The sequence below is a fragment of the Nocardia amamiensis genome, from assembly GCF_015477605.1.
In the GTDB taxonomy this organism is placed as follows: Bacteria; Actinomycetota; Actinomycetes; order Mycobacteriales; family Mycobacteriaceae; genus Nocardia; species Nocardia amamiensis_A.
The window spans coordinates 34679-60700 of sequence record NZ_JADLQX010000026.1; the positions used below are offsets into that span (position 1 = coordinate 34679).

The 26022-nt window shown below is 67.9% G+C and carries 29 protein-coding genes and 2 pseudogenes; 22 read left to right on the forward strand and 9 right to left on the reverse strand.

Annotation, left to right across the window (positions count from 1 at the left end; translation table 11 throughout):
- The first annotated feature begins 14 nt into the window (after positions 1–14).
- Both IU459_RS28060 and IU459_RS28065 read left to right on the forward strand, forming a co-directional pair.
- Positions 15–575, forward strand: a complete 561-nt coding sequence (locus tag IU459_RS28060) for a hemerythrin domain-containing protein (protein WP_195132588.1) — start codon at positions 15–17, stop codon at positions 573–575.
- A 56-nt stretch (positions 576–631) separates the two neighbouring features.
- Positions 632–1471 carry an SDR family oxidoreductase gene (locus tag IU459_RS28065; RefSeq protein WP_195132589.1) on the forward strand — a complete coding sequence of 280 codons (840 nt, stop codon included), beginning with the start codon at positions 632–634 and terminating at the stop codon, positions 1469–1471.
- A 55-nt stretch (positions 1472–1526) separates the two neighbouring features.
- Here IU459_RS28065 and IU459_RS28070 read toward each other — a convergent pair whose 3' ends face one another.
- Together IU459_RS28070 and IU459_RS28075 are read right to left on the reverse strand one after the other, a co-directional pair.
- Positions 1527–1757, reverse strand: a complete 231-nt coding sequence (locus IU459_RS28070) for a DUF6480 family protein (protein WP_195132590.1) — start codon at positions 1755–1757, stop codon at positions 1527–1529.
- A gap of 136 nt (positions 1758–1893) precedes the next feature.
- Positions 1894–2742: an ABC transporter permease gene (locus IU459_RS28075; RefSeq protein ID WP_195132591.1), complete on the reverse strand. Its 849-nt coding sequence runs from the start codon at positions 2740–2742 to the stop codon at positions 1894–1896.
- A 113-nt stretch (positions 2743–2855) separates the two neighbouring features.
- Here IU459_RS28075 and IU459_RS28080 point away from each other — a divergent pair, with 113 nt between their 5' ends.
- The 13 genes from IU459_RS28080 (at position 2856) to IU459_RS28140 (ending at position 15444) form a co-directional block, all read left to right on the forward strand.
- Positions 2856–3797, forward strand: coding sequence for an esterase/lipase family protein (locus tag IU459_RS28080; RefSeq protein ID WP_324199060.1), 942 nt, complete (start codon positions 2856–2858; stop codon positions 3795–3797).
- A complete protein-coding gene (locus tag IU459_RS28085) occupies positions 3794–4369 on the forward strand; it encodes a TetR/AcrR family transcriptional regulator (RefSeq protein WP_195132592.1) in 576 nt (191 codons plus the stop codon). Before IU459_RS28080 ends, IU459_RS28085 begins: the two co-directional genes overlap by 4 nt.
- Before the next feature lie 278 nt (positions 4370–4647).
- Entirely contained in the window at positions 4648–5271 is a 624-nt protein-coding gene (locus tag IU459_RS28090; RefSeq protein ID WP_195132593.1) for a hypothetical protein, read from the forward strand.
- A gap of 543 nt (positions 5272–5814) precedes the next feature.
- Entirely contained in the window at positions 5815–6468 is a 654-nt protein-coding gene (locus IU459_RS28095) for a fasciclin domain-containing protein (RefSeq protein WP_195132594.1), read from the forward strand.
- A gap of 248 nt (positions 6469–6716) precedes the next feature.
- A complete protein-coding gene (locus IU459_RS28100) occupies positions 6717–8033 on the forward strand; it encodes a nucleotide disphospho-sugar-binding domain-containing protein (RefSeq protein WP_195132595.1) in 1317 nt (438 codons plus the stop codon).
- Positions 8034–8089: 56 nt separating this feature from the next.
- A complete protein-coding gene (locus IU459_RS28105; RefSeq protein ID WP_228838643.1) occupies positions 8090–9157 on the forward strand; it encodes a polyprenyl synthetase family protein in 1068 nt (355 codons plus the stop codon).
- Between the two features lie 151 nt (positions 9158–9308).
- On the forward strand, positions 9309–10292 hold the full coding sequence (locus IU459_RS28110; protein WP_195132597.1) for a phytoene/squalene synthase family protein: 984 nt from the start codon (positions 9309–9311) through the stop codon (positions 10290–10292).
- 1 nt (position 10293) lies between these two features.
- The gene (locus IU459_RS28115; RefSeq protein ID WP_195132598.1) at positions 10294–10626 is read left to right on the forward strand and encodes a lycopene cyclase domain-containing protein; all 333 of its coding nucleotides are present in this window, start codon (positions 10294–10296) and stop codon (positions 10624–10626) included.
- The gene (locus IU459_RS28120; protein WP_195132599.1) at positions 10623–10952 is read left to right on the forward strand and encodes a lycopene cyclase domain-containing protein; all 330 of its coding nucleotides are present in this window, start codon (positions 10623–10625) and stop codon (positions 10950–10952) included. Before IU459_RS28115 ends, IU459_RS28120 begins: the two co-directional genes overlap by 4 nt.
- Positions 10949–12538 carry an FAD-dependent oxidoreductase gene (locus IU459_RS28125; protein ID WP_195132600.1) on the forward strand — a complete coding sequence of 530 codons (1590 nt, stop codon included), beginning with the start codon at positions 10949–10951 and terminating at the stop codon, positions 12536–12538. Before IU459_RS28120 ends, IU459_RS28125 begins: the two co-directional genes overlap by 4 nt.
- Positions 12535–13581 (forward strand): DUF5914 domain-containing protein, encoded by a 1047-nt coding sequence (locus tag IU459_RS28130; RefSeq protein WP_195132601.1) that lies wholly within the window; start codon positions 12535–12537, stop codon positions 13579–13581. The genes IU459_RS28125 and IU459_RS28130 overlap by 4 nt, the downstream gene beginning before the upstream one ends.
- A 238-nt stretch (positions 13582–13819) precedes the next feature.
- Positions 13820–14599 (forward strand): helix-turn-helix domain-containing protein, encoded by a 780-nt coding sequence (locus IU459_RS28135; RefSeq protein ID WP_195132602.1) that lies wholly within the window; start codon positions 13820–13822, stop codon positions 14597–14599.
- Complete coding sequence (locus IU459_RS28140) at positions 14596–15444, forward strand: fructosamine kinase family protein (RefSeq protein ID WP_195132603.1); 849 nt, start codon at positions 14596–14598, stop codon at positions 15442–15444. Before IU459_RS28135 ends, IU459_RS28140 begins: the two co-directional genes overlap by 4 nt.
- A 4-nt stretch (positions 15445–15448) precedes the next feature.
- Here the strand turns inward: IU459_RS28140 and IU459_RS28145 are convergent, their stop codons facing one another.
- The 3 genes from IU459_RS28145 to IU459_RS28155 all read right to left on the reverse strand — a co-directional run bounded on the left by IU459_RS28145 (position 15449) and on the right by IU459_RS28155 (position 17738).
- Positions 15449–16324 (reverse strand): TIGR03619 family F420-dependent LLM class oxidoreductase, encoded by an 876-nt coding sequence (locus tag IU459_RS28145; RefSeq protein ID WP_195132635.1) that lies wholly within the window; start codon positions 16322–16324, stop codon positions 15449–15451.
- A 149-nt stretch (positions 16325–16473) separates the two neighbouring features.
- Positions 16474–16977 carry a VOC family protein gene (locus tag IU459_RS28150; RefSeq protein ID WP_195132604.1) on the reverse strand — a complete coding sequence of 168 codons (504 nt, stop codon included), beginning with the start codon at positions 16975–16977 and terminating at the stop codon, positions 16474–16476.
- The gene (locus IU459_RS28155) at positions 16974–17738 is read right to left on the reverse strand and encodes an SDR family NAD(P)-dependent oxidoreductase (RefSeq protein ID WP_195132605.1); all 765 of its coding nucleotides are present in this window, start codon (positions 17736–17738) and stop codon (positions 16974–16976) included. Before IU459_RS28155 ends, IU459_RS28150 begins: the two co-directional genes overlap by 4 nt.
- 61 nt (positions 17739–17799) lie before the next feature.
- Between IU459_RS28155 and IU459_RS28160 the strand changes: the two genes are divergently transcribed.
- Complete coding sequence (locus IU459_RS28160; protein ID WP_195132606.1) at positions 17800–18438, forward strand: TetR/AcrR family transcriptional regulator; 639 nt, start codon at positions 17800–17802, stop codon at positions 18436–18438.
- Between the two features lie 127 nt (positions 18439–18565).
- On the opposite strand, the gene IU459_RS28165 is transcribed toward IU459_RS28160, so the two are convergent.
- Positions 18566–18829, reverse strand: a complete 264-nt coding sequence (locus tag IU459_RS28165) for a hypothetical protein (protein ID WP_195132607.1) — start codon at positions 18827–18829, stop codon at positions 18566–18568.
- 192 nt (positions 18830–19021) lie between these two features.
- Between IU459_RS28165 and IU459_RS28170 the strand changes: the two genes are divergently transcribed.
- The 3 genes and pseudogenes from IU459_RS28170 to IU459_RS28180 all read left to right on the forward strand — a co-directional run.
- A complete protein-coding gene (locus IU459_RS28170; protein ID WP_195132608.1) occupies positions 19022–19192 on the forward strand; it encodes a hypothetical protein in 171 nt (56 codons plus the stop codon).
- A gap of 151 nt (positions 19193–19343) precedes the next feature.
- Positions 19344–19574 (forward strand): annotated as a pseudogene (locus IU459_RS28175) (LLM class flavin-dependent oxidoreductase); the annotation flags it as partial.
- A gap of 241 nt (positions 19575–19815) precedes the next feature.
- A pseudogene (locus IU459_RS28180) lies at positions 19816–19977 on the forward strand (TetR/AcrR family transcriptional regulator); the annotation flags it as partial.
- A 7-nt stretch (positions 19978–19984) separates the two neighbouring features.
- On the opposite strand, the gene IU459_RS28185 reads toward IU459_RS28180, so the two are convergent.
- Positions 19985–21049, reverse strand: coding sequence for an alkene reductase (locus tag IU459_RS28185; protein ID WP_195132609.1), 1065 nt, complete (start codon positions 21047–21049; stop codon positions 19985–19987).
- 39 nt (positions 21050–21088) lie between these two features.
- A complete protein-coding gene (locus IU459_RS28190; protein WP_195132610.1) occupies positions 21089–22024 on the reverse strand; it encodes an NADP-dependent oxidoreductase in 936 nt (311 codons plus the stop codon).
- 107 nt (positions 22025–22131) lie between these two features.
- On the opposite strand from IU459_RS28190, the gene IU459_RS28195 reads away from it, so the two are divergent.
- The 3 genes from IU459_RS28195 to IU459_RS28205 all read left to right on the forward strand — a co-directional run bounded on the left by IU459_RS28195 (position 22132) and on the right by IU459_RS28205 (position 24521).
- Positions 22132–22611 carry a MarR family winged helix-turn-helix transcriptional regulator gene (locus IU459_RS28195; RefSeq protein WP_195132611.1) on the forward strand — a complete coding sequence of 160 codons (480 nt, stop codon included), beginning with the start codon at positions 22132–22134 and terminating at the stop codon, positions 22609–22611.
- A gap of 102 nt (positions 22612–22713) precedes the next feature.
- Positions 22714–23298 carry a TetR/AcrR family transcriptional regulator gene (locus IU459_RS28200; protein ID WP_195132612.1) on the forward strand — a complete coding sequence of 195 codons (585 nt, stop codon included), beginning with the start codon at positions 22714–22716 and terminating at the stop codon, positions 23296–23298.
- Positions 23295–24521, forward strand: a complete 1227-nt coding sequence (locus tag IU459_RS28205) for an NADH:flavin oxidoreductase (protein ID WP_195132613.1) — start codon at positions 23295–23297, stop codon at positions 24519–24521. Before IU459_RS28200 ends, IU459_RS28205 begins: the two co-directional genes overlap by 4 nt.
- Before the next feature lie 34 nt (positions 24522–24555).
- On the opposite strand, the gene yczR is transcribed toward IU459_RS28205, so the two are convergent.
- Positions 24556–25959, reverse strand: coding sequence for a MocR-like transcription factor YczR (gene yczR / locus IU459_RS28210; RefSeq protein ID WP_228838636.1), 1404 nt, complete (start codon positions 25957–25959; stop codon positions 24556–24558).
- Between the last annotated feature and the right edge of the window lie 63 nt (positions 25960–26022).

Genomic DNA, 26022 nt, shown 5'->3' on the forward strand with positions numbered 1-26022 from the left:
AAACGAGTGCAGTGATGCCCGATCAGGATGTCGTCGACCTGCTCACCGCCCAGCACGAGGAGATCACCTCGCTGTTCGCGCAGTTGAGAGCGGGCCATGAAGCGAAACAAGACGTGTTCACCGACCTGGTGCGGCTGCTGGTGGTGCACGAAAGCGCCGAGGAGGAGGTCGTGCACCCGGTTGCCGGACGTGCCCGGTTCGGAGCCGACGACGAGGTGGTGAAACCGCGGCTTGCGGAGGAGAACGAGGCCAAACGCACGCTCTCGGAACTCTACGACCTCGGCGTGGATCACCCGGACTTCGATGCCAAGCTCGCCGCCTTCGCCGACGCCGTGGCCGAGCACGCCGCACACGAGGAGGCCGAGGAGTTCACCCTGCTGCGCGCTCAGTACTCGTCCACGCAGCTGCGGCGCATGGCCGGTTCGGTGCGAGCCGCCGAGGCCGTCGCGCCCACCCGCCCGCACCCGCACGCGGGGGAGTCCGCGGTCGCGAATCTGCTGGCGGGACCGCCATTGGCGCTGTTCGACCGGGCCCGTGACGCGGTGCGGGACTGGCGGAGCAAACAAGACCTGTAACCGCACGACGCGCCGCCGCCCGCGCAATCCGAGAATCGCAGAAGAGGAGCTCGACCATGGGATTTCCCGAGCAGCAGCAAGAAGTACCAGGTACGCAGACCCGCATGAATCCGGTTCCGGACTGTGGTGAGGACAGCTACCGCGGATCCGGCAAATTGACCGGCAAAGCCGCCGTTATCACCGGCGCCGACAGCGGGATCGGCCGGGCGGTGGCGATCGCCTATGCGCGCGAAGGCGCCGACGTGCTGATCTCCTATCTGAACGAGGACGAGGACGCGAAAGAGGTCGCCGATCTCGTCACGCAAGCCGGGCGGAAGGCGGTGCTCGTGCCCGGCGACCTCGCCGACGCCGACCACTGCCGCGCCGTCATCGATCGGGCGGTCCGCGAATTCGGCAAAATCGACGTTCTGGTGAGCAACGCTGCTTTTCAGATGACGCACGACACTCTGGAAGAGATCAGCGACGAAGAATTCGAGCACACCGTCAAACTGAACATCAACGCCTATTTCTATCTTGTGAAAGCGGCTCTGCCACACATGCCGCCCGGATCCTCGATCATCGGGAGCTCGTCGGTCAACTCCGATATGCCCTCGCCGACTTTGGCGCCTTACGCGGCGACCAAGGCGGCCATCGCGAACTTCTCCGCCAGCCTCGCCCAGTTGCTGGGGGACCGTGGCATCCGGGTCAACAGCGTGGCTCCTGGACCGATTTGGACACCGCTGATCCCCTCGACCATGCCGGTCGAGAAGGTCACCCATTTCGGGGACGACACACCGCTGGGGCGCGCCGGTCAACCGGCCGAACTCGCCGGGACATATGTGTTGCTGGCTTCCGACGACGGCAGCTACATTTCCGGCGCCCGCATCGCCGTCACCGGCGGCAGGCCCATCCTCTGAGCGCGCCCAAACGCGGCCGGTCGTTCCAGTGAGCGTCCGGCCGTTTCGCCGTGAATCACAGCATCGACACGACGATCGCGACCGCCGCCGCCAGGAAAACCAAGACGAGCACGACCGTGATGACCATCGCCAAGACCCCGGTGATGGGGAAGTGGTGCCTGGTCGTGGGCTCCGGCGCCGACAGACCGGACGTCTGCGGAGTATCCGGCGGTGTCGAGCCGGGCGGTACGCCGCCGCCAGGTTCCAGATCCGGCGTCCTCCCGGGATCGGGATCCATCGCACTCATGCGCTGCTCCCTATTCGCCATCGTTTCCGGGCACTTCGGGTGCGTCAGGTCGCTTGCCGGACCTCTTGCGAGACAGAATCACCGCGCCGACCAGCACCGCGAGACCTAGGATCACCAACAGTTCCATGTCTGGGACCTACCCGGTCCTTCGGCACCCAATCGAGATGCGCGATATTCCGCGGTCACCTGACGTCGTTGGGCATCCCGATCTCAGCGCCAGTCCCCGCGGAACTCGAGCAGGGTAGCCGGCCCGATGCACACTGCCTCGCGCGACGAGTTCGATGGTGACCGCGACGGCGCAGGATTGGGCCAGGAGCAATCCGGTCAGCACCATGATCTGGACGGCCGCGGCCTGCGCGGCGGAGCCGGTGGCGAGCAGGACGCCCACGAATGCCCCGGGTAGGGTGACCAGCCCGACGGTGCGGGTCTGGTCGACGCCGGGCAGCAAGGCGTCGGTCGCCGTGGGCCGGATGATCTCCAGACGCGCGGCACGGTCGCTGAAACCGAGACCGAGGGCGGCTTCGACTTCGCCCCAGCGCTGGTCGAGCGCGTCCAAGGCGCGCCGCGCCGCGAGGGATGTCGCGGTCATGGTGCCGCCGAGGATGATCCCGCCGATCGGCACCAGCGCGACGCCGGTAAACGGCACGACGCCGCTGAGCAGCAGGATCGGCAGTACCACGCCCAGTCCGGCGCCGAGCGCCGCGGTCAGCCACAGCGCCGATCCGCCCGCCTCGGCACGCCGCGCCGAGGTCGCTGCGGCCGCGGCGAACATGACCGCCAGCACCAGCAACGACGACCACAGCTGCGTCAGCGCCGCGGCCAAGATCAGTGCGACCGCGGCGAGCTGGGCGGCGCCACGCACCGCCGCGCGCGGAGCCACCGACACCGGCCCGAGCCCGGCAACCCCGTACACCACCGCAGCCCCCGCGATCATGACCGTGCACAACACCACCAAACCCACGCCGGGCGTCACGGCTGTATTCATGCCCGCATTTTCTCGCGACAGCGGAAGTGGATCTCCTCCTTCCCACCGGCATCCGCCCCGAGTACGCTATGACCGACCGGTCGGTCATAGCGAGCTAGTGTGAGGAGTCGCAGGTGAGGACCTTGCTTCGGATTGCCGCGTCGACCGCCACCGCCGTGGTGTGCGCGATGGGAGCGCCGTCTTGGGCGTCGGCGGAGGAGGCGTCGGATGTTCCGTACAGCTATCTGGCGGGGTTGGCCGCCCAGATGGCGACTCCAGGTGCGCCGCCGGAAGGCGCCAACGATTGGGACTGTCGTCCAGATGCGGCGCATCCCAATCCGGTGGTGCTGTTGCACGGGTTGGGTAACGAGACGGTGAGCTGGCAGACGTTGTCGCCGCTGCTCGCGCGCACCGGCTTTTGCGTGTTCACAACGACTTACGGCACCGGAGCGTTCGGTCCGGCACTGGGCGCGGTGGCCCCGGTTCCCGACAGTGCCCGCCAGATCGGCGGGTTCATCGACCGTGTCCTGGCCGCCACCGGCGCGGTGAAGGTGGACATCGTCGGGCATTCGATGGGTGCGGCGGTGCCGTTCTATTACTTCCACTACCTCGACGGCGCCGGGAAGGTCGGCCGGCATATCGGGCTCGGCGCGCCTTATCATGGATCGACGCTCAGCGGTGCCGACCCCGCGGCCCGGCCGCTGCGGGAGCTGCCGGTCGCGGTAGAAGCCATCGCGGACTGCGGGCCGTGCCAGATGTCGCCGGATTCCTCGTTCCTGCAGGTGCTGAAAGCCGATGCCCGGCTGGTGCCCGGTGTGCAGTTCATCAGCATCGTCAGCCGCTACGACGAAATCGCGACGCCCTACACCACCGGCCTCCTGGAAGGGCCGAACGCTCGCAACATCGTCCTGCAGGACGTATGCGCCACCGACTACACCGAACATTATGGGCTCACCTCCGATCCGGTTGCGGTCCGTGAAGTCCGCAACGCTCTCGATCCCGCGCACGCACAGCCCGCTGATTGCACCTTGGTCGCGCCGATCGTCGGACCGCTCACACCGGTGGCGGGGTCATGAGGCGGGCCGAACCCGGTCGCAAGGCGCTGCTGCAAGCCGGGCACGTCTTGCTGGGCGATGCCGATCTGGGCAAGCTGTCGGTGAATTCGATCGTCGCGCGGGCCAACATGGCCAAAGGCAGCTTCTACCAGCATTGGTCCAGCCGCACCGACTACATCCGGGCACTGCACCACGCCTTCCACGAAGATCTCTTCGCCCACGTGCTCGACACGGTCTCGGGCATGCCGCCGGGCATCGAGCGGCTCACCGCGGGCATGCACGCTTATCTCGACGGATGTTCGGCGCAGCCCGCAACCAAGGCCCTGCTGATCCAGGCACGCGCGGAGGCCGGTCTCGGCGATCAGGTCGCCGCCCGCAATCAGCAAGCCGCGCAGCTCATCACCGTGGATCTCGCTGCCGCCGGATGGAGTGAGCCCGAACCGGTCGCCGCGCTGATCGTCGCTGCCATCGCCGATATCGCGCTGGCCGAACTCACCGCGTCCGGTCCCCGCGAGGACCTGCGCGACGCCCTCGTGCGCCTGGCCGACCCGAACCACGAATCCCGCTCCACCACCACAACACCGACACGGTAAGGGGGCGTCGCACCGCATCGGACATTGCCTTGCGATCCTTCCCACGTCGAATAATCGCACGCGGCAGTATGTCCGGTGACGGGCGTCGAACTCGAGGGCGGCTATCCGGACGGCTTTCTGTAATGGACGCATTCTCGACAAAGATTTCCGCGTGTGCCTCGGTCGGCCGAAGAATTCGCGCACGAGCGGGGCATTGCGCGCAAGCGCAGGGTGGAGGAAGGTGAATATGTCCGGTGGCGCCACCGGGGCGCCGCCCTGACCAGGGCAGGAGGTGGCCCGTGTACGCACGCTCCAGCACAATTACGGCCAAGCCGTCGTCGATCGACGGCGGGATCACCTACCTCCGCGATGAAGTGATGCCGAAACTGCCCGAGATCGACGGATGGGTCGGCCTGTCGCTGCTGGCCGATCGGTCGACGGGACGCTGCATCGCCACGACCGCGTGGGAATCCGACGCCGCGATGCACGGCAGCCGCGGGCGGGTCCAACCGTTGCGCGACGGTATGGCCCGAGCGCTCGACGGTCGGGTCGATCTGGTCGAAGAATGGGAAATCGCGGCCCTGCACCGCGACCATCCGGCCGGTGACAGCGCCTGCGCTCGGTGCACGTGGGTTCAGCTCGACCCGGAGCGGCTCGACCGCATGATCGACACCTTCAAGATGGAAGTGCTGCCGCAAACCGAGATGATCGATGGATTCTGCAGCGCCAGCCTGTTCGTCGACCGGTCCACCGGTCGCGGAGTAGGCGCGACCGTCTGGTCCAGCCGCGACGCGATGGAAGCCAACCGGGAACAGGCCAACCGGATCAGGGCGGGGGCGACCCAGCGAGTCGGCGCCAACGTGCTCGAGGTAGCGGAGTTCGATCTGGCGTTCGCGCACCTGCGCGTCCCCGAGATGGCCTGATCATCCGACGTCCGGCCGGAGTGTGGCTTTCCCGGCCGGATACTCCGTCCTGCGGTTGGTGCGACCGCGTTGCCGGAATTCCCTTTACGCGCGGCCTATGCCGCGGCAGAACGTCGGCCATCCGTGACGCTGCGGTACAGGCTCTAATGATTCACGAGCGATGCACACCTCTGCAGCGTTGCTCCAATGTGGCCTCACCCCTGCATAGCGCCAGGGCACCTGCGCTGCCGTAGCGGGTGTGGCCGCCGTTTTGTCCTGTGGCAAGCGACAGCCTGGTCGGTGCGGCATCTGCGCTGGCAATTCCGTGTCTATCCCGTGGGCGGCTGCGGGGGCTCCTGGGGCGTTGGCGTGCCGAACGTTACGACTTAACGATCCATGACGGGGTTCACATCGCTCATCAAATGATGCATAATCGACGCATGTGACAGAGCGCCGGGCCGCTTGCTCCGACCAGGTTCCGTGGCGGTGAACTGCTCGATGGGTCGGCCGAGCCCGGCGCCTATCGGTGCACAGCACCCGGTTCATCAGAAGGAGCGCAACCACATGCTGATACGGAAATGTTCGATCGTCATACCGGCGATCTTGTCGATGGCGTTGGTCGGGGCGGGCTGCGGCGACGGCTCCTCGGATTCGGGGGATCCCATGCCGATGACAACGGTGGGCACCCCGATGACCTCGGCGTCGGAGATGACCAAACCCGCCGCGGCGCCGGTCGGGCCTGGATGTTCGAGCTATGCTGCCCAGGTACCCAGCGGGCCGGGCTCGCTCGAGGAAATGGCGCGGGAGCCGGTGACAGTGGCCGCGTCGAACAGCCCGCAGTTGACCACGTTCACCGCGGCTGTGTCCGGAAAGCTCAATCCGCAGGTGAATCTGGTCGACACACTCGACGGAGGCGAGTTCACGGTTTTCGCGCCGCTCGATTCGGCCTTCGCCGCGATCGACCCCGCGACGATCGATGCGCTGAAGGCGGATCCGGCGACCTTGACCAAGATACTGACCTACCACGTAGTGCCCGGCCGGACGGCTCCCGACGCGGTCGCGGGCACCCACGAGACCGTGGAGGGATCCGAAGTCACCGTCCAGCGATCCGGCGACGAACTGACGGTGAACGACAAGAAAGTGGTCTGTGGCGGTGTCGAGACCGCCAATGCGACGGTGTATCTGATCGATGGTGTCCTCATACCGCCTGCGGGGTAGCGGAATGTTGTGCCTACCGCGTAGGGAGTGGGCGTCGCGCGGCCGTGTCGTTGTCCCGGGCAGCGAGTCGGCCGGCAACCATTCTCGATTCGCCGCCGGGCATCAGATTACGACGCGCTATCGCTTCATGTTGGTCCGCCTTTGCGCTGTTCGATCCGCAGCGAGTGTGCTGTTGAATCTGCGGTGAGGTGGTCTCTACGGCTTCGATTCGCGGCCGTCGATCATGCCAAGGAAGGAACCATGCACGCATGGGCCGATACCTGCTCGCCGCCAGCCCGATACCGGGCCATGTGCTGCCGATATTGAGCATCGGAGCCGACATGGTCCGGCGGGGGCATAGTGTCCGGCTGCTCACCGGGCGGGAGTTCATCACTCCGGCTGCCGTACGAGGTATGCGGGCAGTGGCTTTGCCGGGCCGGGCGGAGACTACTCGCCTGTCGGCCGGGCGAGGCTATCCGGCGATTCTCCGGCGGTGGCGTGCCGGGCGGGCGGAGTTGCTGTCGGTTTTCTTGGCCCCGATGGTCGCCCAGTATGCGGCGCTTCGCGCGGAACTCGAGCGTGAGCCCGCTGAGGCGATCATGGTCGATCTCGCTTTCACCGGCGCGATCCCGCTGCTGCTATCGGGTCGCCCACGTCCGGCGATCGTGGTGTGCGGAGTCGGGCCGCTGACGGTGTCCAGCATCGACACAGCGCCGTTCGGTACCGGATGGCAACCGCGCCCGGGCGTCACATACGCGCGTATGAACCGGTTTACCCACGGGGTCCTGTTTCGGGACGTGCAGGCCAGGCTGGACAGGATCCTGAATTCTGTTCAAGCCGCCCGTATGCCGGTGTTCCTCACCGACTGGCCCGTGCTTGCCGACCGTATTCTCCAACTCACCGTGCCCACGTTCGAATACCCGCGTCGCGACCTTCCGCATGGGGTGCTGTTCACCGGCCCGCTGCCTGCCGCCGACGACGCGGCCGAGTGGAAGGCGCCGCCAGCGGCCCGAAGCCGCATTCGGGTGCACGTCACCCAGGGCACCTGGGACAACACAGATCCGACTCAGCTGATCGTGCCCACCCTCGAGGGACTCGCCGAACGTGACGATCTCGAGGTGATCGCGACGACCGGGCGGTCCGTGTCACTGCCGATCGCACCGCCGGGCAACGCCCACGTCATGGAGTTCTGCGCGTACTCCGCGCTGCTGCCCACAGTCGAGGTGATGATCACCAACGGCGGCTACGGCGGCGTCCACGCGGCGCTGGCTCACGGTGTGCCGCTCGTCGTAGCCGGTGACAGCGCCGACAAGCCCGAGGTGGCTGCTCGCGTCGCGCACTTCGGTGTGGGTATCGATCTGCGCACGGCCCGGCCGACCGCACATATGGTCGCCACGGCGGTCGACCGGGTGCTGGCCACGCAGTCCTACCGGCGCGCAGCCGCAGGTATTGCCAGTGACATCGCCGCCACCCGTCCGTACGAGGTAATCGAGCAAGCGCTGGCCGAGCACGCCGCTCGCGGTCCGCGCCCGATCTGGATCCCACGCCACGACTCGCCGTTTCTCCCGACCGAGGAGCTCCCGTGAGCATCGCCACCTCCCGATCCGACCGAACACCCGGCCCCGCCGCAGAGCTCGGGGGTCTGCTGCCGAGCGCTACCGAACCGGTCGGCCGATGGAGCGCCGCCGTGCGTTCGCGCGTGCTCGGCGAACTCGAGGTGTTTCTGGATTGCAACCGCATCGGCCCCGTGCACGGCATCGCCGTCGACGACATCGCCCGCCAGTACATCGGTGGTGGAAAGTGCCTGCGCTCGACTTTCATGTATCTGGGTTGGTTGTGCGGCGCGGCACCCGAGGCGGCCGCAGTGCGCGCCGCCGCCGGGCTGGAACTACTGCACGCGTTCGCCCTGTTGCAAGACGATGTAATGGATGCAGCGGAGGTCCGTCGCGGCGAACCGGCCGCACACATTCGCTTCACCGCGCGGCACCGGCGTATCCGCATGCCCAGCGCCGCCGCCCGTTTCGGTGAATCTGCCGCCACCTTGCTGGCCGATATCTGCCTTGTGTGGGCGGAAAAGATGCTGCGCGAGAGCGGAATCACACGCGACGCCCTCGACCGTGTCTGGCCCCGCTATGACGCCATGCGGGTGGAACTGGCGCTTGGGCAGTTCGCCGATCTGCTCAACGACGCCCGCACCGAGCCGGAGCTCGGTGCGGTCCTGGCGGTCGCGCGCGCGAAGTCGGGCAACTACACCGTGCGGCGGCCCCTGGAGCTCGGCGCTGCCATGGCCGGCTGCGACGACGGCGTCTTCGCGGCACTGAGCCGATACGGGCACATGGTGGGGGAGGCGTTCCAATTGCGCGACGACATCCTCGGTGTCTTCGGGACCACCGCTGTCACCGGCAAGACCAGCGACAGCGACCTGGGACAGCACAAAGCCACCACCGTGGTGGTCGCCGCTCGCCGGCTGGCCGATTCCGCCGCAGGGCGCGAGCTGACCGAGTTGCTGTCCGCACCAGACATCGACGCCACCGCGGTCGAGCGCCTGCGGACGCTGATCGCCGCGACCGGCGCCCGCGACTACATCGAACGAATGATCACCGACCGCGTCGCCCAGGCGCGCCGCATCACCGGCGCCGCGTCGCTACCCGAGTCGCAGCGGCGTCTGCTCGACGGCATGGCAGGCATCTGCACCATCCGGGAAACGTGAGCGAAGGAGCGCCGTGCGCCAAATCAGCGGTCGCAACCGCCAATCCCTCAGCAGCGTCACCGGCCACACGACATGAGCACGGGCCGGTAGACGCCGGTTACCGCCGCGCCTGCGCACCCTACCGACCACCCCCACAGCTGATCGGAGTTTTATGTCGAACAACATATCTGCCGCCGATCGCCGAAACGGCGCACGTCTGCGCGACTCCTACCGAGCCTGCCGAGCGCTCAACGCCCGCCACGGCAGAACCTTCTTCCTGGCGACTCGGCTACTGGCGGCCGACCAGCGGCCCGCGATCCACGCGCTCTACGGCTTCGCGCGCCGCGCCGACGATATCCTCGACGAGATCGATCCCACCCGCGATACCGCCGAACGCGCGGCGCGACTGGATACGCTGGCCGAGCAGTTGCGCACCGGTGATTCCCAGGGTGAGGTCATACTTCCCGCCGTCCTGCACACCGCACGCGCCTACCGAATTCCCTACGCGCTTTTCGAGTCGTTCCTGGATTCCATGCGGATGGATCTGACCATCACCGACTATCCCGACCGGCGCGCGCTCGACCGCTACATCCACGGGTCCGCCGAAGTCATCGGTCTGCAGGTGCTGCCGGTGCTGGGCACGGTGTCAGCGATGGAGGACGCTGCGCCGTACGCGGCGGCGCTGGGCAAGGCGTTCCAGTTGACGAACTTCCTCCGCGACGTCGATGAGGATCTCGCTCGTGACCGCGTGTATCTGCCCGCCGACGAACTCGCCGCGTACGGCGTGGACCGCGACCTGCTGCACTGGTGCCAGGCGCACCGCCGCACCGATCCGCGCGTCCGCCGTGCTCTCGCGGCCCAGCACGCGCTCACCCGTGAGATCTACACCTACGCCCGAGACGGAGTCGCGCTGCTCGAGCCGCGCTCGCGGCCCTGCGTGGCCGCCGCGCACACTCTCTACAGCGAGATTCTCCACCGCATCGAGGATCTCGACTTCGAAATCTTCGTGCACCGCGCCCGCGTAGGCATCCCTCGCCGGGCAGCGGTGGGCGCCTCCGGTTTCCTGCGGGCCTGGCGGGCCCGTCGCAACGTGCCGCGCCGAGACAACACGATCGCACCTGCGGCGCTCCGCTCCGCCGCCGACAGGGAGGCGTGAGATGGGGCACTGGCACTACGTTGCGATACTGACCGCGTGCCTCGTCGTGACCGCGCCGCTGGAGTTCATCGGTGCGGGAGTCTACCGGCGCCCGCGCCGCACACTGGCCGCAGTCACGCCTGTCGCCATCCTGTTCCTGGCCTGGGACGTCGCCGCCACCGCGCACGGAATCTGGAGCTTCGACCCACGCTTCCTGATCGGAGTCACCCTTCCCGGCGGGCTGCCGATCGAAGAAGTGCTGTTCTTTCTGGTAATCCCACTGTGTGGCCTGCTGACCTACGAGGCCGTCACAGCCCTGGCCGCCTACTACCGCCGCACCCGGGGCGCGGCATGACCGGGTTCGGGCTGGGCTACACACTGCCCGCGATCGTCGCCGCGGCCGCCACTTGTGCCGCCGAAATCGGCATACTCCGCACTGGATTATTCCATCGCACTGAATACTGGATCTGCTTGGCGATCGTGCTCGCCTTCCAGATCCCGGTCGACGGATGGCTCACCCACGGCGACACGCCGACCGTCGTCTACAACCCGACGCACATTACGGGTATCCGCGCGCCGCTGAACATCCCGATCGAGGACTTCCTTTTCGGGTTCGCGCTGGTGACACTCGTGTTGCTGCTCTGGGAACACCGGCGCCGAAGCGAAAGCGGTCAACGATGAACACCGCAACCCGCGACGAGCCGGGATTGATCGGCGCCGATCCACGCCGGGTCCTTCATCCCGCCGCGCCCGGCGCGCACGACCTCACCGCGCTGGGCGCCCCGCCCCGGGTGGCTGTCATCGGCGCGGGCATCGCCGGGCTGGCCGCGGCGACCGGGCTGGCCGAGCGCGGCGTCACGGTCGAACTCGTCGAGCGGGAAACCTACCTCGGTGGACGCGTCGGCGGCTGGACCGATCGACTCGATGACGGCACCGCGGTCGGTATGAACCGCGGCTTCCACGCCTTCTTCCGCCAGTACTACAACCTGCGCAGACTGCTGTCCCGCAGCGATCCCCGCCTGAACATGCTGCGGCCGCTGGACGACTACCCGCTACTCGACGCCGACGGGCGCCGTGACAGTTTCCGCCGCCTGCCCCGCACCCCGCCATGGAACGCGCTCGCCTTCGCCTTGCGCAGCCCGACCTTTCGCCTGCGCGATCTGGGACGCATCGATCCGCGGGCCGCGGCGCCGCTGGCGGCGGTTTCGGTCCCAGAGATCTACTACGCCCTCGACCACGTCGACGCGGAGACCTTCCTGCACGCGATCCGATTTCCGGCCGCGGCCCGGCACCTGGCCTTCGAGGTGTTCTCTCGCAGCTTCTTCGCCCTCCCACATCGCATGTCGGCCGCGGAGTTGGCTGCGATGTTCCATATCTACTTCCTCGGCTCCAGCGAGGGACTGATCTTCGACGTGGCCGACGACAACTTCGATGCCGCGCTCTGGACACCGCTGCGCGAGCACCTCACCAGGTCGCAGGTCCCCGGCACCGTTACTGTCCACACCGGCGTCCGCGTCACCGACATCCAGCGCCGTGGATCGTCGGGCTTCCTGGTGCGCGATGACACCGGCGCCGCGCTGGACGTCGACGCGGTTGTCCTCTCCACCGATGTCGCCGCACTACGCGACATCGTCGACGCCTCGCCCGAACTCGGCGACCCCATCTGGCGAGCGGCCGTCGCCGCACTCGCCACCGCGCCACCGTTTCTGGTCTACCGTTTGTGGCTCGACCGCGCTGTCGCCGCGCACCGGCCGGCGTTTCTGGCGGCCGGCGGTCTGAACCCCCTGGATAACGTAAGCATCCTGGACCGCTACGAACACTGCGCCGCCAATTGGGCGCGGCGCCATGGCGGCAGCGTGGTCGAACTGCACGCGTATGCGGTCCAGACCGACGGGCGGTCCGCACCGCCGAACGATCTACGGGCCCGGTTGCTGGCACGGCTGCGCCAGATCTATCCCGAGACCGCTCGGGCGAGCATTGTCGGGGAGGCAACGCTCTGGCGGCAGGACTGTCCACGCTTCGCTCCCGGCGATTTCGCCCATCGTCCCGGCATCCACACCCCCGATCCGGGTCTCGTCCTCGCTGGTGACGGCATCCGCGTCGACCTGCCCGTCGCCCTGATGGAACGCGCCGCCACCACCGGCTGGGCCGCGGCCAACGCGCTGCTGGCCCGCTGGGGCGCGGCCGGGCACGTACTGCAGACCGTCCCGGTCCAGGGTCGCTCACGACTACTGCGCAGGCTCGCGACACGAAAGGCGCACTCGTGAAGGCAATCAGAGCAATCCCCGCACACTGGTGGAAGACCTCGCCGCTGCGACCGATCGCCCCGCAGGTCTGGTCCGAACAGCGCCCCACCTACGGGCAAGCTCGACCTCAGCTCATCGAAGCCGCACTACGCTCAGCGAGCCAACGCCCCTCTGGAAACTGGTTCGTGCTCGCCGCCAGCCGCGACATCACCGCGAAGCGACCATTCGGCACCACCGTCGCCGGTGTGGAAATCGTCGCATGGCGCGACACGCGCGGCCTCCTACACGCCGGACCGGGTGCCTGCCCGCACCTGGGCGCGGACCTGGCCACCGCCCGAGTGCACGATGGGGCGCTGCTGTGCCGCTGGCACGGCCTGCGCATCGATGGCCGTTGCACACCCCGATGGGCACCGTTCCCGGCCCACGACGACGGCGTCCTGACCTGGGTTCGACTCGATACGATCGGCCGAGAGCAACCCACCGACACTCCAATCCTCACCGCGCGTCCCGCCGACACCCGCGTCCACGCGGTCATCACACTGACCGGAATCTGCGAACCAGCAGACATCATCGCCAACCGGCTCGACCCATGGCACGGTTCGTGGTTCCACCCCTACTCGTTCGCCCACCTCGACGTCACCCGAACACCGCGCCAAGACGACGATCGCTTCCTGGTGACAGTCACCTTCCGTGTCACCCGTCATCTCGGGGTACCCGTCGAAGCCGAATTCACCTGCCCCGACCCGCGCACCATCGTCATGCGCATCCTGTCCGGCGAAGGCGCGGGAAGCATCGTCGAAACCCACGCCACACCAGCCGGGATCGACGGCGATGGGCGGGCGCGCACCACCGTCGTCGAAGCGATCATCGCTGACTCGGCGCGACCGGGATTCCGCCATGCGCCCCGCACCTTACCGCTGCTGCGCCCACTCATGCGCCGCGCCGCCCAGCGGTTGTGGCGCGACGACTTCTCCTACGCTGAACGCCGCTATCACCTGCGTACCCAGGGTAATCGGACACCCGTACATCCGAACCGCACACCACGCACCAACGAAGTCTGTTGACCGGCCCTGACCAACAGCATCATCGATCACGAGTCCGGCTGGAGTACTGAGCCGGTGCCGCGCCTGTGCCTGACCACCCGATCTGTCGTTGCGATCTCAACGGCCATCGCCGGACTGCACCTCGGTGCCCGGCCACGCATCACGGTGGATGACGCACCATGGCAACCCAGCCGGATATCGGGGTCGATTACCCGATGGGTAATGGCCTGGCCGGGTGGTCGTTCGTAGGATCGGCGGAGTGCGTACCCCAACGGCTGGTGACTTGCTGCGGCATTGGCGACTGGAACGCCGACTGAGCCAGCTGGAGCTGGCCGGACGGGCCGAGACCTCGGCGCGGCACCTGAGTTTCATCGAGACCGGACGCGCGACGCCGAGCCGGACGATGATCGTGCACTTGTCCGAGCACTTGGAGATTCCGCTGCGCGAACGCAATCGTCTACTGCTCGCCGCGGGCTATGCGCCCGCCTATGCGCAACCGGCTCTCGACACACCCGCCATGGACGCCGTCCGCGGCGCCATGCGCCAGATCCTCGCCGGTCATGAGCCGTATCCGGCGCTGGCCATCGACCAGAACTGGACCATGATCGACGCCAACAGCGGGGTAGCGGTGCTGATCGCGGGCATCGACCCCGCTCTGGCGACGCCACCGGTGAACGCGCTGCGATTGAGCCTGCACCCGGACGGCATGGCGGGCCGCATCCGCAACCTCGCCGAATGGCGCGGCCATATCTTCGCGCGGCTGGCGCGACAGGCCGAGGTCACCGGCTCGAAGGACTTGGCCGATCTGCTCGAGGAGTTGCGGTCCTATCCGGGCGGCGAGGTGGAGCTCGCGCTCCCCGAACCCGATCAGGCGGTGGTCCCGCTGCGGATCGAGCACCAGGGCGACGAGCTGTCACTGCTCAGCGTGACGACGGTGTTCGGAACCCCGATGAACGTCACCGTCGCCGAACTGGCCATCGAATCGTTCTTCCCCGCCGACGAGGACACCATGAAGCGCCTCACCGCGCACGCCCGATGACCCGCATCGAGCGGCTGTGCGCCTTGCTCGGCGCACCGGTCCGCGCGATCACCGAACTCGGCTCCAGCCACGCGTGGACGCTGCACCGGGCCGAATTGGCCGACGGCCGCCGGGTCTTCGTCAAGCATTCGGCCGAGCCGACGCCGGTCTTCGCGGCCGAAGCGGCGGGGCTGGCCTGGCTGGGGAGCGCGGACACCGGCGCATTGGTGCCGCCGGTGCTGGCCGCCGATGACCGGATGCTGGTGCTGCCCTGGCTGGACGAGACCCGTCCCACCCCTGCGGCCGCCGAGCGGTTCGGCCGCGAACTGGCCGCGCTGCACGCCGACCGGCCCGAACTGTTCGGCGCGCCGTGGGCGGGCTGGATCGCGAGCCTCCCGCTGCCGAACGCCCCCGCGGACGGTGCGTGGTCGCGGTGGTACGCCGAGCACCGCCTCGTGCCCTACCTGCCGCGCGCGGCCGCACACCTCGGCGCCGACGGAATCCGCTTGGTGGAGCGCGTCATCGACCGTATCGACGATCTCGCCGGGCCCGCCGAACCCCCGGCTCGCATCCACGGCGACCTGTGGTCGGGCAACATCCTGTGGACCCGGGAACGCGCGATGCTCATCGATCCCGCCGCTCACGGCGGTCACCGCGAGACCGACCTGGCCATGCTGGCCCTCTTCGGCGCCCCGCACCTGGATCGCATCCGCGCCGCCTACCACGAGACCCATCCGCTCGCCCCCGGGTGGCAAGCCCGCACTCCGCTGCACCAGTTGCATCCCCTGCTGGTGCACGTCGCGCTGTTCGGCGCCGGTTATCGTGCGCAGACGCTCGCCGCGGCCACCGCGGCGCTCGGGTCCTGACAGCTCACCCGTTCACCCGCGCGATGACTTTCTCCGCGAAACGGGACAGATGGGCGATCTTCGTCGCCAGCGGCTCGGTGTCCTGCTCGGTGGTGTAGGGCAACCGGAATCCGACGATCACGTCCGTGACCCCTTTGTCCTCGAGGCGCTTGACTCCGTCGACGGTGAAGCCGTCCAGCGAGATGACATGCACCTCGAAATCCTTGCGCGTGCCGTACTCGGCCCGCAGAGTGCCGAGTTCGGCAAGCAGCCGGTCGAGTTCCGCGCCGTCGCCCCCGGCGTGCATCCATCCGTCTCCGCGCTGCGCGGCCCGCCGCAGTGCGGGCTTGCTGTGCCCGCCCACGAGTATCGGAACCGGTTCGGTCGGCACCGGGCTGATCTTGATCGGCGCAATGTCGTAGAACTCCCCGTGGTACTCGAAATACCCGCCCGCCGAGAGGCCGCGCACGATGTCGATGCATTCGTCCATGCGTGCGCCGCGCTTGTCGAACGGCACGCCCATCATGTCGAAATCGTCCGGCCACGGGCTGATTCCGACGCCGAGACCGAACCGGTTGCCGCTGAGCGCGGCGACCGAGGCGGCTTGTTTGGCCACCAGCACCGGCGGCCGGATCGGCAGCTTCAGCACGAACGGGGTGAAACGCAGCGTGGTGGTCACCGCCGCCATCGCCGCACTCAGCACGAATGCCTCGATGAACGGCTTGTCCTCCAGGAACTCCCGGCTTCCATCCGGCGTATACGGATACTTCGCATCGGATTCCTTCGGGTACGCCACACTGTCGGCCACCGCCATGGACGTATAGCCCGCGTCTTCGGCGGCTTTGGCGAGGGGGAGGTAATACGACGGATCCGTCATCGTCTCGGCATAGGTGAAGCGCATGTCGGTCGCCTTCCTGGCGCGTCGAGCGCGCCGCACGAGTCCCGGCGAGATACCCGCGGACCGAGCCATCGCCGGGACGAGAGGGAAAAGCCGCAGACGGACCCGGGCCACCTCGGTCGTACCGAGGCTTGCCGGGGGGAGAGCACCGCCTACCGCCATGGATTGGTGAAGCCTTCCGGTATCAACTGGTCGAACATCGCCTTCATCTCCTCCGACAGCCGCAGCAACTCGAAACACGAACCGATCGGCCCGCCGTCGAGATAGGCGAACTCCATTCCGGCACCCTCGAACCTGCCGCGCCCGACGACCTCGATACCCGCGGCCCGGGCCTCAGCGAGCGCGGCGTCGAAATCGCCGGGCACCCAGGCAGCGTGATGTAGTCCGGGTCCGACGCGTTCGAGATGCTCGGAGTACAGGCTCACACCGCCGCGCGGCTCGATCAGCTCCACCTGTTGGCCGCCCGCGTAACCGAGCGCCACACTGATCGTGTAATCGGCTGGCACACCACGTAATTCGGCCGATGCGGGGCCGAAGTGCACGTCGGCAACAGTGAGCCACTGCCCGACCCCGTACCGCGTGGTGAACTCCTGCCGCGCCGCGGCCAGGTCGCTCACCACCCAGCACAGCTGAAAGATCGGGCCACCAGCGATCATCGGCGTCCCCCGATACGGCTCATCAGGCTCGGGAACCACCGGTAGGCGGCGACCACCACCCGGTTGTAGCGCGGAAACACGATGAACGGCTTGTTCTTGCGCATGCCATGCAGCACGTACTCGGCGGCCCGCTCGGAGCTGATCATCCCGATCGGCATGCGGCGCGACGGCCCCCGATACGAATAGCCCGGCAGGTCGATCCCGGAATCGACGATGTCGGTCGCGACCCGCCCCGGTACGGCGACACTCACCTTCACCCCTGCCGCGGCCGCCTCGGCGCGCAGCGAGGTACTCAATCCGACCACCGCGTGCTCGGTCATCGCGTACGCCGCCGACGGCGTCACCGGTGTCAGTCCCGCGAGCGACGCCATGTTCACGATGTGCCCGAAACCCTGAGCCCGCATCACCGGGTAGGCGTGCCGGGTCCCGTGCACCACGCCCCACAGGTTCACATCCACGATCCGCTGCCACTGCGGCAACGGAATCTGGTCCGCGGCGCCGCCGAGGCGGATGCCAGCGTTGTTGAACAAGTAGTCGATGCGTCCCAGTTCGGTCGCTGCCCCGTTGATCAGCCTGCGCACCTGCTCGTCGTCGGAGACGTCGACGACCTGCGTGTGGATCCCGGTGTCCGCGGCCAGCGCCACCAGCCCGGCGGCGTCGATATCGGCAGCCACGACCGCGACGCCCTGCGCGGCCAGGCTGCGGCACAAGGCGGCGCCCAGACCGGACGCGGCGCCGGTGACCACCGCCACAGTATCCACGTCGTACAATTAAGCATCTGTGTTTAACATCGTCAATACTCGTGTTTAGTACAGTGCGGATATGCCGAGCGACGATTCGCGCACCGCTTTGCTCGACGCCGGAGAACGCCTCATCGCCGAGCGCGGCGTCGACGTGCCGCTGCGCGACATCGCCGCCGCCGCGGGCCAGCGCAACAACTCGGCCGTGCACTACTACTTCGATTCCCGCAACGGACTGATCGAAGCGATCGTCGAGCGGCGGATGAACTGGCTCGAGCAGCGGCGCATGCAATTGCTGGCCGCACACGAAGCCAACGGTGGCGCCAACAACCTGCCCACGCTCGTCGCCCTGCTCGCGACACCGATCCTCGAGCTGCTCGGCGATGACCGGGTAACCCACCTGGGCCGGTTCCTGGAAGTGGTGCGAACCCATCCGGTGGTGGCGGACGCGCGCCGCCTCGCAGGGGCCGACCGCGCGGCGCTCCGGATCATCGCCACCCGGCTCGACGCGGCACTGCAGGGCCTGCCCCGCCGCCTGCGCAGACAGCGCCTGGAGACCATGGCCACGGTAATGTTCGCCTTGATCGCCGACTACGAGCGCACCCTCGAATCCGGCGTCCGCACCGCCAGCCCCGAGGACGCGGCGGAGATCGTGGACATGATCGTCGCCATGCTCACCGTGCCCGCCCGCGCCCACACAGGGTCCACGCCGCGACACTGAACAGCGCCGTGAGCAGGACACGGTCGCCGCTGCCCACGGCCAGCGGCGCGGCACAAGCGGCCGACGAGCCGCGGCGTCCGCGTGCCGCTCCGTACCCGGCACCGGCGATCCCTGGTCGCGGCTGTGTTCAGCCCGTTGTCCGCGGCACCGGGATGCCGTACCCGTGAGCTGCGGTGAGCGGTCGATTGCCTTGCGTCCCGGTTGTTTCCGGGAATCTGCGGTGCAAACGGTCGATATAGCGACGCACGGCGGACAGTTCGGTCTGCAGTTGCTGTCGCACGGCGGGATCACCGCGATGCGCGAATCCGATCTCCCGCGTCAGCGTCTGGGCTCGCACGGCGAGCAACTCCAGGAACACCCGAGCCTGGGCGAGGTTGGCGTCTTCTTCCATCCGGTAGGCCGATCTGTCGTTCGGTTCATACTGTGTCGCCCGGTGCTCCCCGCGCCGTGGTCCTCGGTCGATCGGGAGTAGGTCACGATGCTAGCCGAGCGGACGCCCGGCGGTGCCGAAAACAAAACCGGCCCTTCGGCCCGGGGTTGGATGCTCGGCGTACGGGCACCCGCCGGGGCGTATCGTGACGGTATGGGCGTCATCGGGGAACTGTTTCCGGGCAAGAAACTGACCCACGAGGGCAGTGAAGCCGGCGACGGACAGACACACACTCCCCGGTTCGACATCGATCTCGACACCGGGGTGGTGCGGGTGCCGCGCGCGGCCGATCCGGCCGTCGCCGAGCGACCCGACGAAACGTAAGTCCGTCCCTGGTTCCCGCCCGCCGCGTTCAACGCTCCGGCGCGATCCTTTGGCAATCCAGACCCTGTGCGGGCCGATTCCCCTCGGGCAGAAAACATCTCGTTGATCGCAACCCGTGGCCGCAGCGGTTCGGGCCGGTAGCGTCGCCGCAATGGACACTGCGAACGGGCGGCGACGGCCCTGGAAGACCCTGGCCCGCCTGTTCGGCACGCTCCACCACATCAGCAACGGCCGCGCGGCCTGGAACGCGGTGACCTCCTCGGTCGGCGAGAAGAACTACGGCGACCAGGAACTGCCCAGCCCCGAAGAGCGCTACACGCGCGCGACCGAATCCATCGAAGTCGTCAACGCCCTGTTCGACTTCCTCGTCAACGGGCCGCTACCCGAACTGCGCCGCCGCGGCATCATCGGCTCGGACTACCTCGGCGCGACCTTCCGCGAGAACTTCGAGCTACCGCCACTACCGGACTGACCGCGCGCGCATCGAACGCTCCTCGACACCTCGACCTCCGCGAACTGCCGACGCGCACCAGAGGCGGCAACTCGCCACCCACGGTGGTGAGCGACACCGAACTCCGCCTCCGGCAGCTCCCAATGCCTCACTGGGTGGCAGGACCGACCAGATCTCCGTCTCGGCGGGCACCCGCGAGCGGCTCCTCGCAGCAACTGAACGACTGTTGCTGACCGGCCGATACGACGACGTGTCGGTGCGGAGTATCTGCGCCGAGGCCGGTGCGAATCCGGCCGCGGTGCGCTACCACTTCGGGTCGAAGGACGCACTGCTGTGGCCGGTCAGTCGGCGAGTGCCGGGTAATCGGTGTATCCGTGGTGATCTCCGCCGTAGAACGTTGCCGGATCGGGCTCGTTGAACGCCGCCCTGGCTCGGATGCGCGCGGGCAGATCAGGGTTGGCCAGGGCGAGCGCGCCGACGGCGACGACATCGGCCGATCCGTTGTCGAGGTCGGCGATGCGGGCGGCCAGGTCCGCCCCAGCGCGGTTGACGACCAGGCGATCCGGCCAGATGCGGCGGATCGTCGGCAGCAGTTCCTCGTCGCCGGCGTGGACCAGATGCAGGTAGGCCAGATCCAGTCGGGCCAGCTCACCGGCCAGGTGCCCGTAGAGCTGGTGGGTGTCGGTCTCGGTGATGTCGTTGAACGGATTGGCCGGGGAGATCCGGAATCCCGTTCGGTCCGCCCCGATTTCGGCGGCCACGGCTGCCGCGACCTCGAGCGGGAACCGCGTGCGCCCGGCGATCGAACCGCCATACTCGTCGTCACGCTGATTGGTGTTCGCGGCGAGGAACTGGTGCAGCAGATAGCCGTTGGCGCCGTGGATCTCGACACCGTCGGCCCCGGCATCGAGGGCCATGGCCGCCGCGCGACGGAACTCGTCGACGGTCCGCGCGATGCCCGCGGTGTCCAGTGCCACCGGCGGGGCCATGGGGTGCGGCCCGGTCGCGGTGTACATCATCGCGTTCGCCGCGATCGCCGACGGCGCGACCGGCGGGCGGTGGTGTGGAGTGTTCGAGGGATGCGAGATGCGGCCGACGTGCATCAGCTGGATGACGAACGCGGCTCCGGTGGCGTGCACCGCGGCGGCGACCGACTTCCAGGCATCGACGTGCGCGGGCTCGTGGATGCCGGGCGTGTTGAGGTAGCCCTGTCCGTCCGCCGATGGCTGGGTGCCCTCGGTGACCAGCATCGCGAACGAGTTCCGCTGCTCGTAGTAGGCGGCGGTGAGATCGGTGACCGTACCGTCGGCGTTGGCTCGGCTGCGGGTCATGGGAGCCATGGCCAGCCGGTGCGGCAGCGCGATAGCACCGAGACGGGTTGGCGTCCAAAGGATCTGATCGTTCATGATGGTGCTCCTGGCGGTAAATAGGTCGGGGTCAAGGGTTCAGACGGCGATCTGGACGACGGTCTTGCCGCGCAATTGACCGCGCTCGCCGAGGGCGTGGACCTGCGGGAGTTCCGCCAGCGGGTAGCGGGCGCTGACATCCAGGCGCAGCACGCCGCGGTCGAGCAGCGACACCAGATTCCTGAGCTGCTGCGCGTCGCTGCGGACGAAGACGTTCTCGCCCCGCACGTTCCGGCTCGCATCGGCCACGGCCGGGGTCGTGGTCGACACCAGGGCACCCCGGTCAGTGATGCGGTCACGCAGCGCGGCCAGCTCGGCGGGCGAGGTGCGGACCAGGTTGACGACGAAATCGACCGGCTCGGTAAGCGCGTCGATGACCGGGATCCGGGTGTAGTCGATGATCTCGTCGGCACCCGCGGCACGGACGGCGTCGCTGCTTCGTGGGCTGGCTGTCGCGATCACATGTGCGCCGAGATGTTTGGCGAGACCGATGGTGAATCCGCCGACGCCGCCACCGGCTCCGTTGACGAGCACGCGGGAACCCGCGTACACCCCGGCGTGGTCGATCAGCGCCTGCCAGGCCGTCAACCCGGACGAGGGGAGCGCGGCGGCGTCGCTCAACGGCACCGGGACCGGTGCGGTCGCGAGCAGGTTCGCGGGCGCGGTGACGTACTCGGCGGCGGCCCCGTTTGCGGCCATCGGCAGAAACGCGACGACGGAGGAGCCCACGAGCGAGCGGTCGACATCGGCTCCGACCGCGGTGACGACACCGCTGACGTCGATTCCGGGGATGTGCGGCAGCGTCAGTGGGAACTGCTGCTGCAGGACCCCGGCTCGGATGGCCGCGTCGACCGGGTTGAACGTGGTCGCGGCGACCCGGATCAGGGCTTCGCCGCTGTGCGGTATCGGCTTCTGGACCTCGGCGAGTTCGAGGACGCTGGGGTCCCCGTAAGTGGTGAAGCGGATGGCTTTCATAGCTACCTCGAGTTGGTTGATTCGAATTCGAAACGAGTCCTTCGAATTCGAACCGTAGCACCATCTGGCAATCACTTCAACTTCGAAGCAACTGCTACTGTTGGCGCATGCTCCCACCGCCACTCGCCGAGTTCGACGCCTACTTCGCCCTGCTCGAGGTGGGCTCCCTGGTGCAGCACGGCGTCGAGCAGCAATTGCGTGCCGAGGGCGGACTCAGCTTCGTCCAGTTCCAGATCTTGGCAATCCTCGGCGAATCCGAGGACCGAACCCAAACCATGACCACCGTCGCGGACCGGCTCGTCCACAGCCGCAGCGGCCTGACCTACCAGGCGCAGAAACTCGAATCCGCCGGTCTGATCACCCGCACCACTGGGCCCGACGACGACCGCACCACCATCCTCACCCTCAGCCCCGCGGGAGCCGCCCTCCTCGCACGCGTGCTGCCCGGCCACATGGACGTCGTTCGCGACATCCTGCTCGACGCCCTCGGCGAGGCCGACCGCACCGAACTCACACGAATCCTGGACAAAGTCCGAGTCCACATGCGCAGCCGCCCACCCCGATCCGCGCGCCGCAAACGCTCCTGAAAGACCCCGTCACGCCCAGCCCCCCGCACACGACAGTCTTCGCCAGCGCGGCCCTTTCAATCAATGATTGAAACATTGTTTGAACAGTGCTTCACTGGTGACATGACCGACCAAGTCGCCGCATCGGCGGGCACCCGCGAGCGGCTCCTTTCCGCCGCCGAACGACTGTTGCTGACCGGCCGATACGACGACGTGTCGGTGCGGAGTATCTGCGCCGAGGCCGGAGCGAATCCGGCCGCGGTGCACTACCACTTCGGGTCGAAGGACGCACTGGTCGCCGCGCTGCTCGAGGACCGGCTCGGGCCACTGTGGGCGACTCGGTTGTCGGCCGTGGCCGCCGAACACGGTTCGGTGGCCGAGGTCGTCGATGCCGTCATCGAGCCCTTCGTCGAGTTGGCCGCCGATCCGGTGGGCCGGTTGCACCTGCGTTTGCTGGCCCAGTTCGTGCTGGGGCGGCATGTGACGGAGTGGCGACAGCCGTGGTTCCGGATGGACTCCTGGGTCGCTCTGCTACCAGACGTCGACGAGCACGAGAGCCGACGGCGCTGGATGTTGGCCTTCGACTTGATCATCACGCGATTCGGTGGCGCCGGGACCAGCCAGCGGGAGATGCCGGACGAAGTGGTGACCACCTTGCGTGACTTCGTCGTCGCCGGGCTGACCGCGGGCAAGGGAGAGCGGAAATGAACGAGATATTCGCACCGGCCGAATTGGGGCCGATCACGTTGCGCAACAGGGTGATCAAGGCGGCCACTTTCGAGGGCCGTACACCCGACGCACTGGTCACCCAGGATCTGATCGAGTTCCACCGAGAGACGGCAGCGGGCGGAGTCGGAATGACGACGGTCGCCTACTGCGCAGTCGCGCCCGGCGGACGAACCGACCGGCATCAGATTTGGATGCGCCCGGAGGCGGTTCCGGGGTTGCGCAAGTTGACCGACGCCGTCCATAGCGAGGGCGCGGCGGCGAGCGCGCAGATCGGGCACGCCGGCCCGGTCGCCAACGCGAGATCCAATGGCGTTCCCGCGCTCGCTCCCAGCAGGATGATCAGCCCGCTCTCGATGCGCTTCATGAAGGTGCCCGATCAGGATGAGATCCGCGAGGTCGTCGCCGCGCACGCGAACGCGGCGAAACTGGCCGAGCAAGCGGGTTTCGACGCGGTGGAAATCCACTTCGGGCACAACTACCTGGTGAGTTCCTTTCTGAGCCCGAGACTGAACCGGCGCGCCGACGGGTACGGCGGCTCCACCGCAAACCGTGCCCGGCTGGCGCGTGAAATCGCCTGGGCGGTACGGAAAGCCGTGGGTGGCCGGCTCGCGGTGACCGCGAAGCTCAACATGGAAGACGGCGTGCCGGGCGGACTCACGGTACCGGAGTCGTTGCAAGTGGCGGCGTGGCTGGAAGCGGACGGCACCCTCGACGCGCTGGAACTGACAGCTGGAAGTTCCCTGCTCAACCCGATGTTGTTGTTCCACGGCAGTGCCCCGCGAAAGGAATTCGCGAATGTCCTTCCCATACCGGCACGCTGGGGCTTCCGCCTGGTGGGCCGGGCTTTCCTGAAGGAGTATCCCTATCAGGACGGGTATCTGCTCGAGCGGGCGCGCCACTTCCGCCGGGAGCTGTCGATGCCACTGGTCCTGTTGGGCGGAATCACCAATCTGCACACCATGCAGCAGGCGATGACCGAGGGGTTCGACTTCGTCGCGATGGGCCGGGCGCTGCTGCGGGAACCGAACCTCCTGCACCGCATCCGGTCCGACGCCACCACGCAGTCGGCCTGCATCCACTGCAACGAATGCATGCCGACCATCTATACCCGCACTCGCTGCGTCTACCGCCCCGATCGAACCGGCGCCCCGATTCCGTTGACGCTATCCGGCACGGAGGGCGGACCGAAGGACCCGGCATGACCTTGCCGAGCACCGACACACCCGGGTCGGCGGGTCAGACCGCCAGCGGCGGTGGTGCGATCGCCGGTTGCGCAGGTGGGCGGTAATTCTCCCAGGCGGTGGCGAGCCGCGCGACCGCCGCGGTGAGAGTGCTTTCCGGGTGGCGGAAGTGCAGGCGTATGTATTCGCCGCTGCCGCCGCTCACGTCGAGACCGCTGCCCGCGAGCACGGCGACACCATGGCGGAGTGCGGTCTGAGCGAACGAATTACCGTCGCCGTAAGGCAGCGCCACCCACAATGTCTGGCCACCGCGGACCGCCGACACCGACCAGTCGGGGAGGTGTGCGGCCAGCGCACCCAAGAGCGCGTTGTGGCACGACTGCCGTTGTGCCGCATGGTTCGCACACAGCAGATCCAACTGCGGGAGCAACTTGGCCGCGGCCAGCTGTGTCGGTAGATTTCCGCCGAGGTCGTGCACCGCCCGCAGGCGGGTGACGCGGTCGATGACCGGGACCGGCGCGCGGATCCAGCCGATGCGCAAGCCGCCCCAAATGCTCTTGCTCAACGACCCGATGGAGATGGCGTCGTCCGAGTCGGCCGCGTACGGCGGCATCACCTCGCCCGGGAACCCGAGTTCGGCGAGTACCTCGTCGGCGATGAGCGGGACGCCTGCGGCAGCGGCCACTTCGGCGATTCTGCGTCGGACCAGCCGGGGAAGGACTGTGCCGGTGGGGTTGTGGAACGTGGGAGTGAGGTAGGCGAGGGCTGGACGGTGTGCCCGGACAGCCGCCTCGAACCCCGGGAATCCGACCGACAGCGCATCCAGAACGGCCGCTTGTTCGCGGAATGCCTCCAGCGCACCCGGATAAGTCGGCGTCTCGAGCAGAACCCGATCGCCAGGGGCGATGAACGCGCGAGCCAACAGTGACAGCGCTTGCTGCCCGCCGTTGGTGACGAGAATCCGATCGGCGTGCGTCGGCGCTCCCAGCCGGGTGTAGCGCTGGGCAATGGCCTCGCGGAGTGTCGGACAACCGGCAGGGTGATAGCCGATGTCAGCGGTTATCGACGCCAATTCGGGCAGTATGGCGGCGAACGCCGCGGTCATCTCCGGGGGCGGGGTGTCGGGCGCGGCGCAAGCCAGCGAGATCACCTCGGGGTCCGGTTCCAGCAGATGCAGGAACATGGGCGCGCTGGTGGTCGTCGGTGCCGCCGTCGGCGCACCACCCGCGACGCGGGTACCGCTGCCTCGGCGTCGCACGATCCGCCCTTCGCCCTCCAGCAGCCCGTAAGCGGCGACCACCGTACTGCGCCCGACGGAGAGAATCCGCGCGAAGACCCGGTCCGGCGGCAGCCCGGTTCCGGGCGGGAGTTCACCCGCATCGATCAACTGCCGCAGCCGTGCGGCGAGCAGCAGATACAACGGACCGCGCCCCGTCGACCAGCGACCGAGACGATGCATTACCTCAATTGGCTCCATCAGCAGACCAATTTTGCCGGATTGGACCTGGGCGCACCGAGCTGG

What these genes read in the sequence shown, in the direction of transcription:
- IU459_RS28060 (WP_195132588.1), top strand. Translation starts at nt 15, where the DNA reads ATGCCCGATCAGGATGTCGTCGACCTGCTCACCGCCCAGCACGAGGAG.
- IU459_RS28065 (WP_195132589.1), top strand. Translation starts at nt 632, where the DNA reads ATGGGATTTCCCGAGCAGCAGCAAGAAGTACCAGGTACGCAGACCCGC.
- IU459_RS28070 (WP_195132590.1), bottom strand. Translation starts at nt 1,757, where the DNA reads ATGAGTGCGATGGATCCCGATCCCGGGAGGACGCCGGATCTGGAACCT.
- IU459_RS28075 (WP_195132591.1), bottom strand. Translation starts at nt 2,742, where the DNA reads ATGAATACAGCCGTGACGCCCGGCGTGGGTTTGGTGGTGTTGTGCACG.
- IU459_RS28085 (WP_195132592.1), top strand. Translation starts at nt 3,794, where the DNA reads ATGAGGCGGGCCGAACCCGGTCGCAAGGCGCTGCTGCAAGCCGGGCAC.
- IU459_RS28095 (WP_195132594.1), top strand. Translation starts at nt 5,815, where the DNA reads ATGCTGATACGGAAATGTTCGATCGTCATACCGGCGATCTTGTCGATG.
- IU459_RS28100 (WP_195132595.1), top strand. Translation starts at nt 6,717, where the DNA reads ATGGGCCGATACCTGCTCGCCGCCAGCCCGATACCGGGCCATGTGCTG.
- IU459_RS28110 (WP_195132597.1), top strand. Translation starts at nt 9,309, where the DNA reads ATGTCGAACAACATATCTGCCGCCGATCGCCGAAACGGCGCACGTCTG.
- IU459_RS28115 (WP_195132598.1), top strand. Translation starts at nt 10,294, where the DNA reads ATGGGGCACTGGCACTACGTTGCGATACTGACCGCGTGCCTCGTCGTG.
- IU459_RS28120 (WP_195132599.1), top strand. Translation starts at nt 10,623, where the DNA reads ATGACCGGGTTCGGGCTGGGCTACACACTGCCCGCGATCGTCGCCGCG.
- IU459_RS28125 (WP_195132600.1), top strand. Translation starts at nt 10,949, where the DNA reads ATGAACACCGCAACCCGCGACGAGCCGGGATTGATCGGCGCCGATCCA.
- IU459_RS28140 (WP_195132603.1), top strand. Translation starts at nt 14,596, where the DNA reads ATGACCCGCATCGAGCGGCTGTGCGCCTTGCTCGGCGCACCGGTCCGC.
- IU459_RS28145 (WP_195132635.1), bottom strand. Translation starts at nt 16,324, where the DNA reads ATGCGCTTCACCTATGCCGAGACGATGACGGATCCGTCGTATTACCTC.
- IU459_RS28150 (WP_195132604.1), bottom strand. Translation starts at nt 16,977, where the DNA reads ATGATCGCTGGTGGCCCGATCTTTCAGCTGTGCTGGGTGGTGAGCGAC.
- IU459_RS28160 (WP_195132606.1), top strand. Translation starts at nt 17,800, where the DNA reads ATGCCGAGCGACGATTCGCGCACCGCTTTGCTCGACGCCGGAGAACGC.
- IU459_RS28165 (WP_195132607.1), bottom strand. Translation starts at nt 18,829, where the DNA reads ATGGAAGAAGACGCCAACCTCGCCCAGGCTCGGGTGTTCCTGGAGTTG.
- IU459_RS28170 (WP_195132608.1), top strand. Translation starts at nt 19,022, where the DNA reads ATGGGCGTCATCGGGGAACTGTTTCCGGGCAAGAAACTGACCCACGAG.
- IU459_RS28185 (WP_195132609.1), bottom strand. Translation starts at nt 21,049, where the DNA reads ATGAACGATCAGATCCTTTGGACGCCAACCCGTCTCGGTGCTATCGCG.
- IU459_RS28190 (WP_195132610.1), bottom strand. Translation starts at nt 22,024, where the DNA reads ATGAAAGCCATCCGCTTCACCACTTACGGGGACCCCAGCGTCCTCGAA.
- IU459_RS28195 (WP_195132611.1), top strand. Translation starts at nt 22,132, where the DNA reads ATGCTCCCACCGCCACTCGCCGAGTTCGACGCCTACTTCGCCCTGCTC.
- IU459_RS28200 (WP_195132612.1), top strand. Translation starts at nt 22,714, where the DNA reads ATGACCGACCAAGTCGCCGCATCGGCGGGCACCCGCGAGCGGCTCCTT.
- IU459_RS28205 (WP_195132613.1), top strand. Translation starts at nt 23,295, where the DNA reads ATGAACGAGATATTCGCACCGGCCGAATTGGGGCCGATCACGTTGCGC.
- yczR (WP_228838636.1), bottom strand. Translation starts at nt 25,959, where the DNA reads ATGCATCGTCTCGGTCGCTGGTCGACGGGGCGCGGTCCGTTGTATCTG.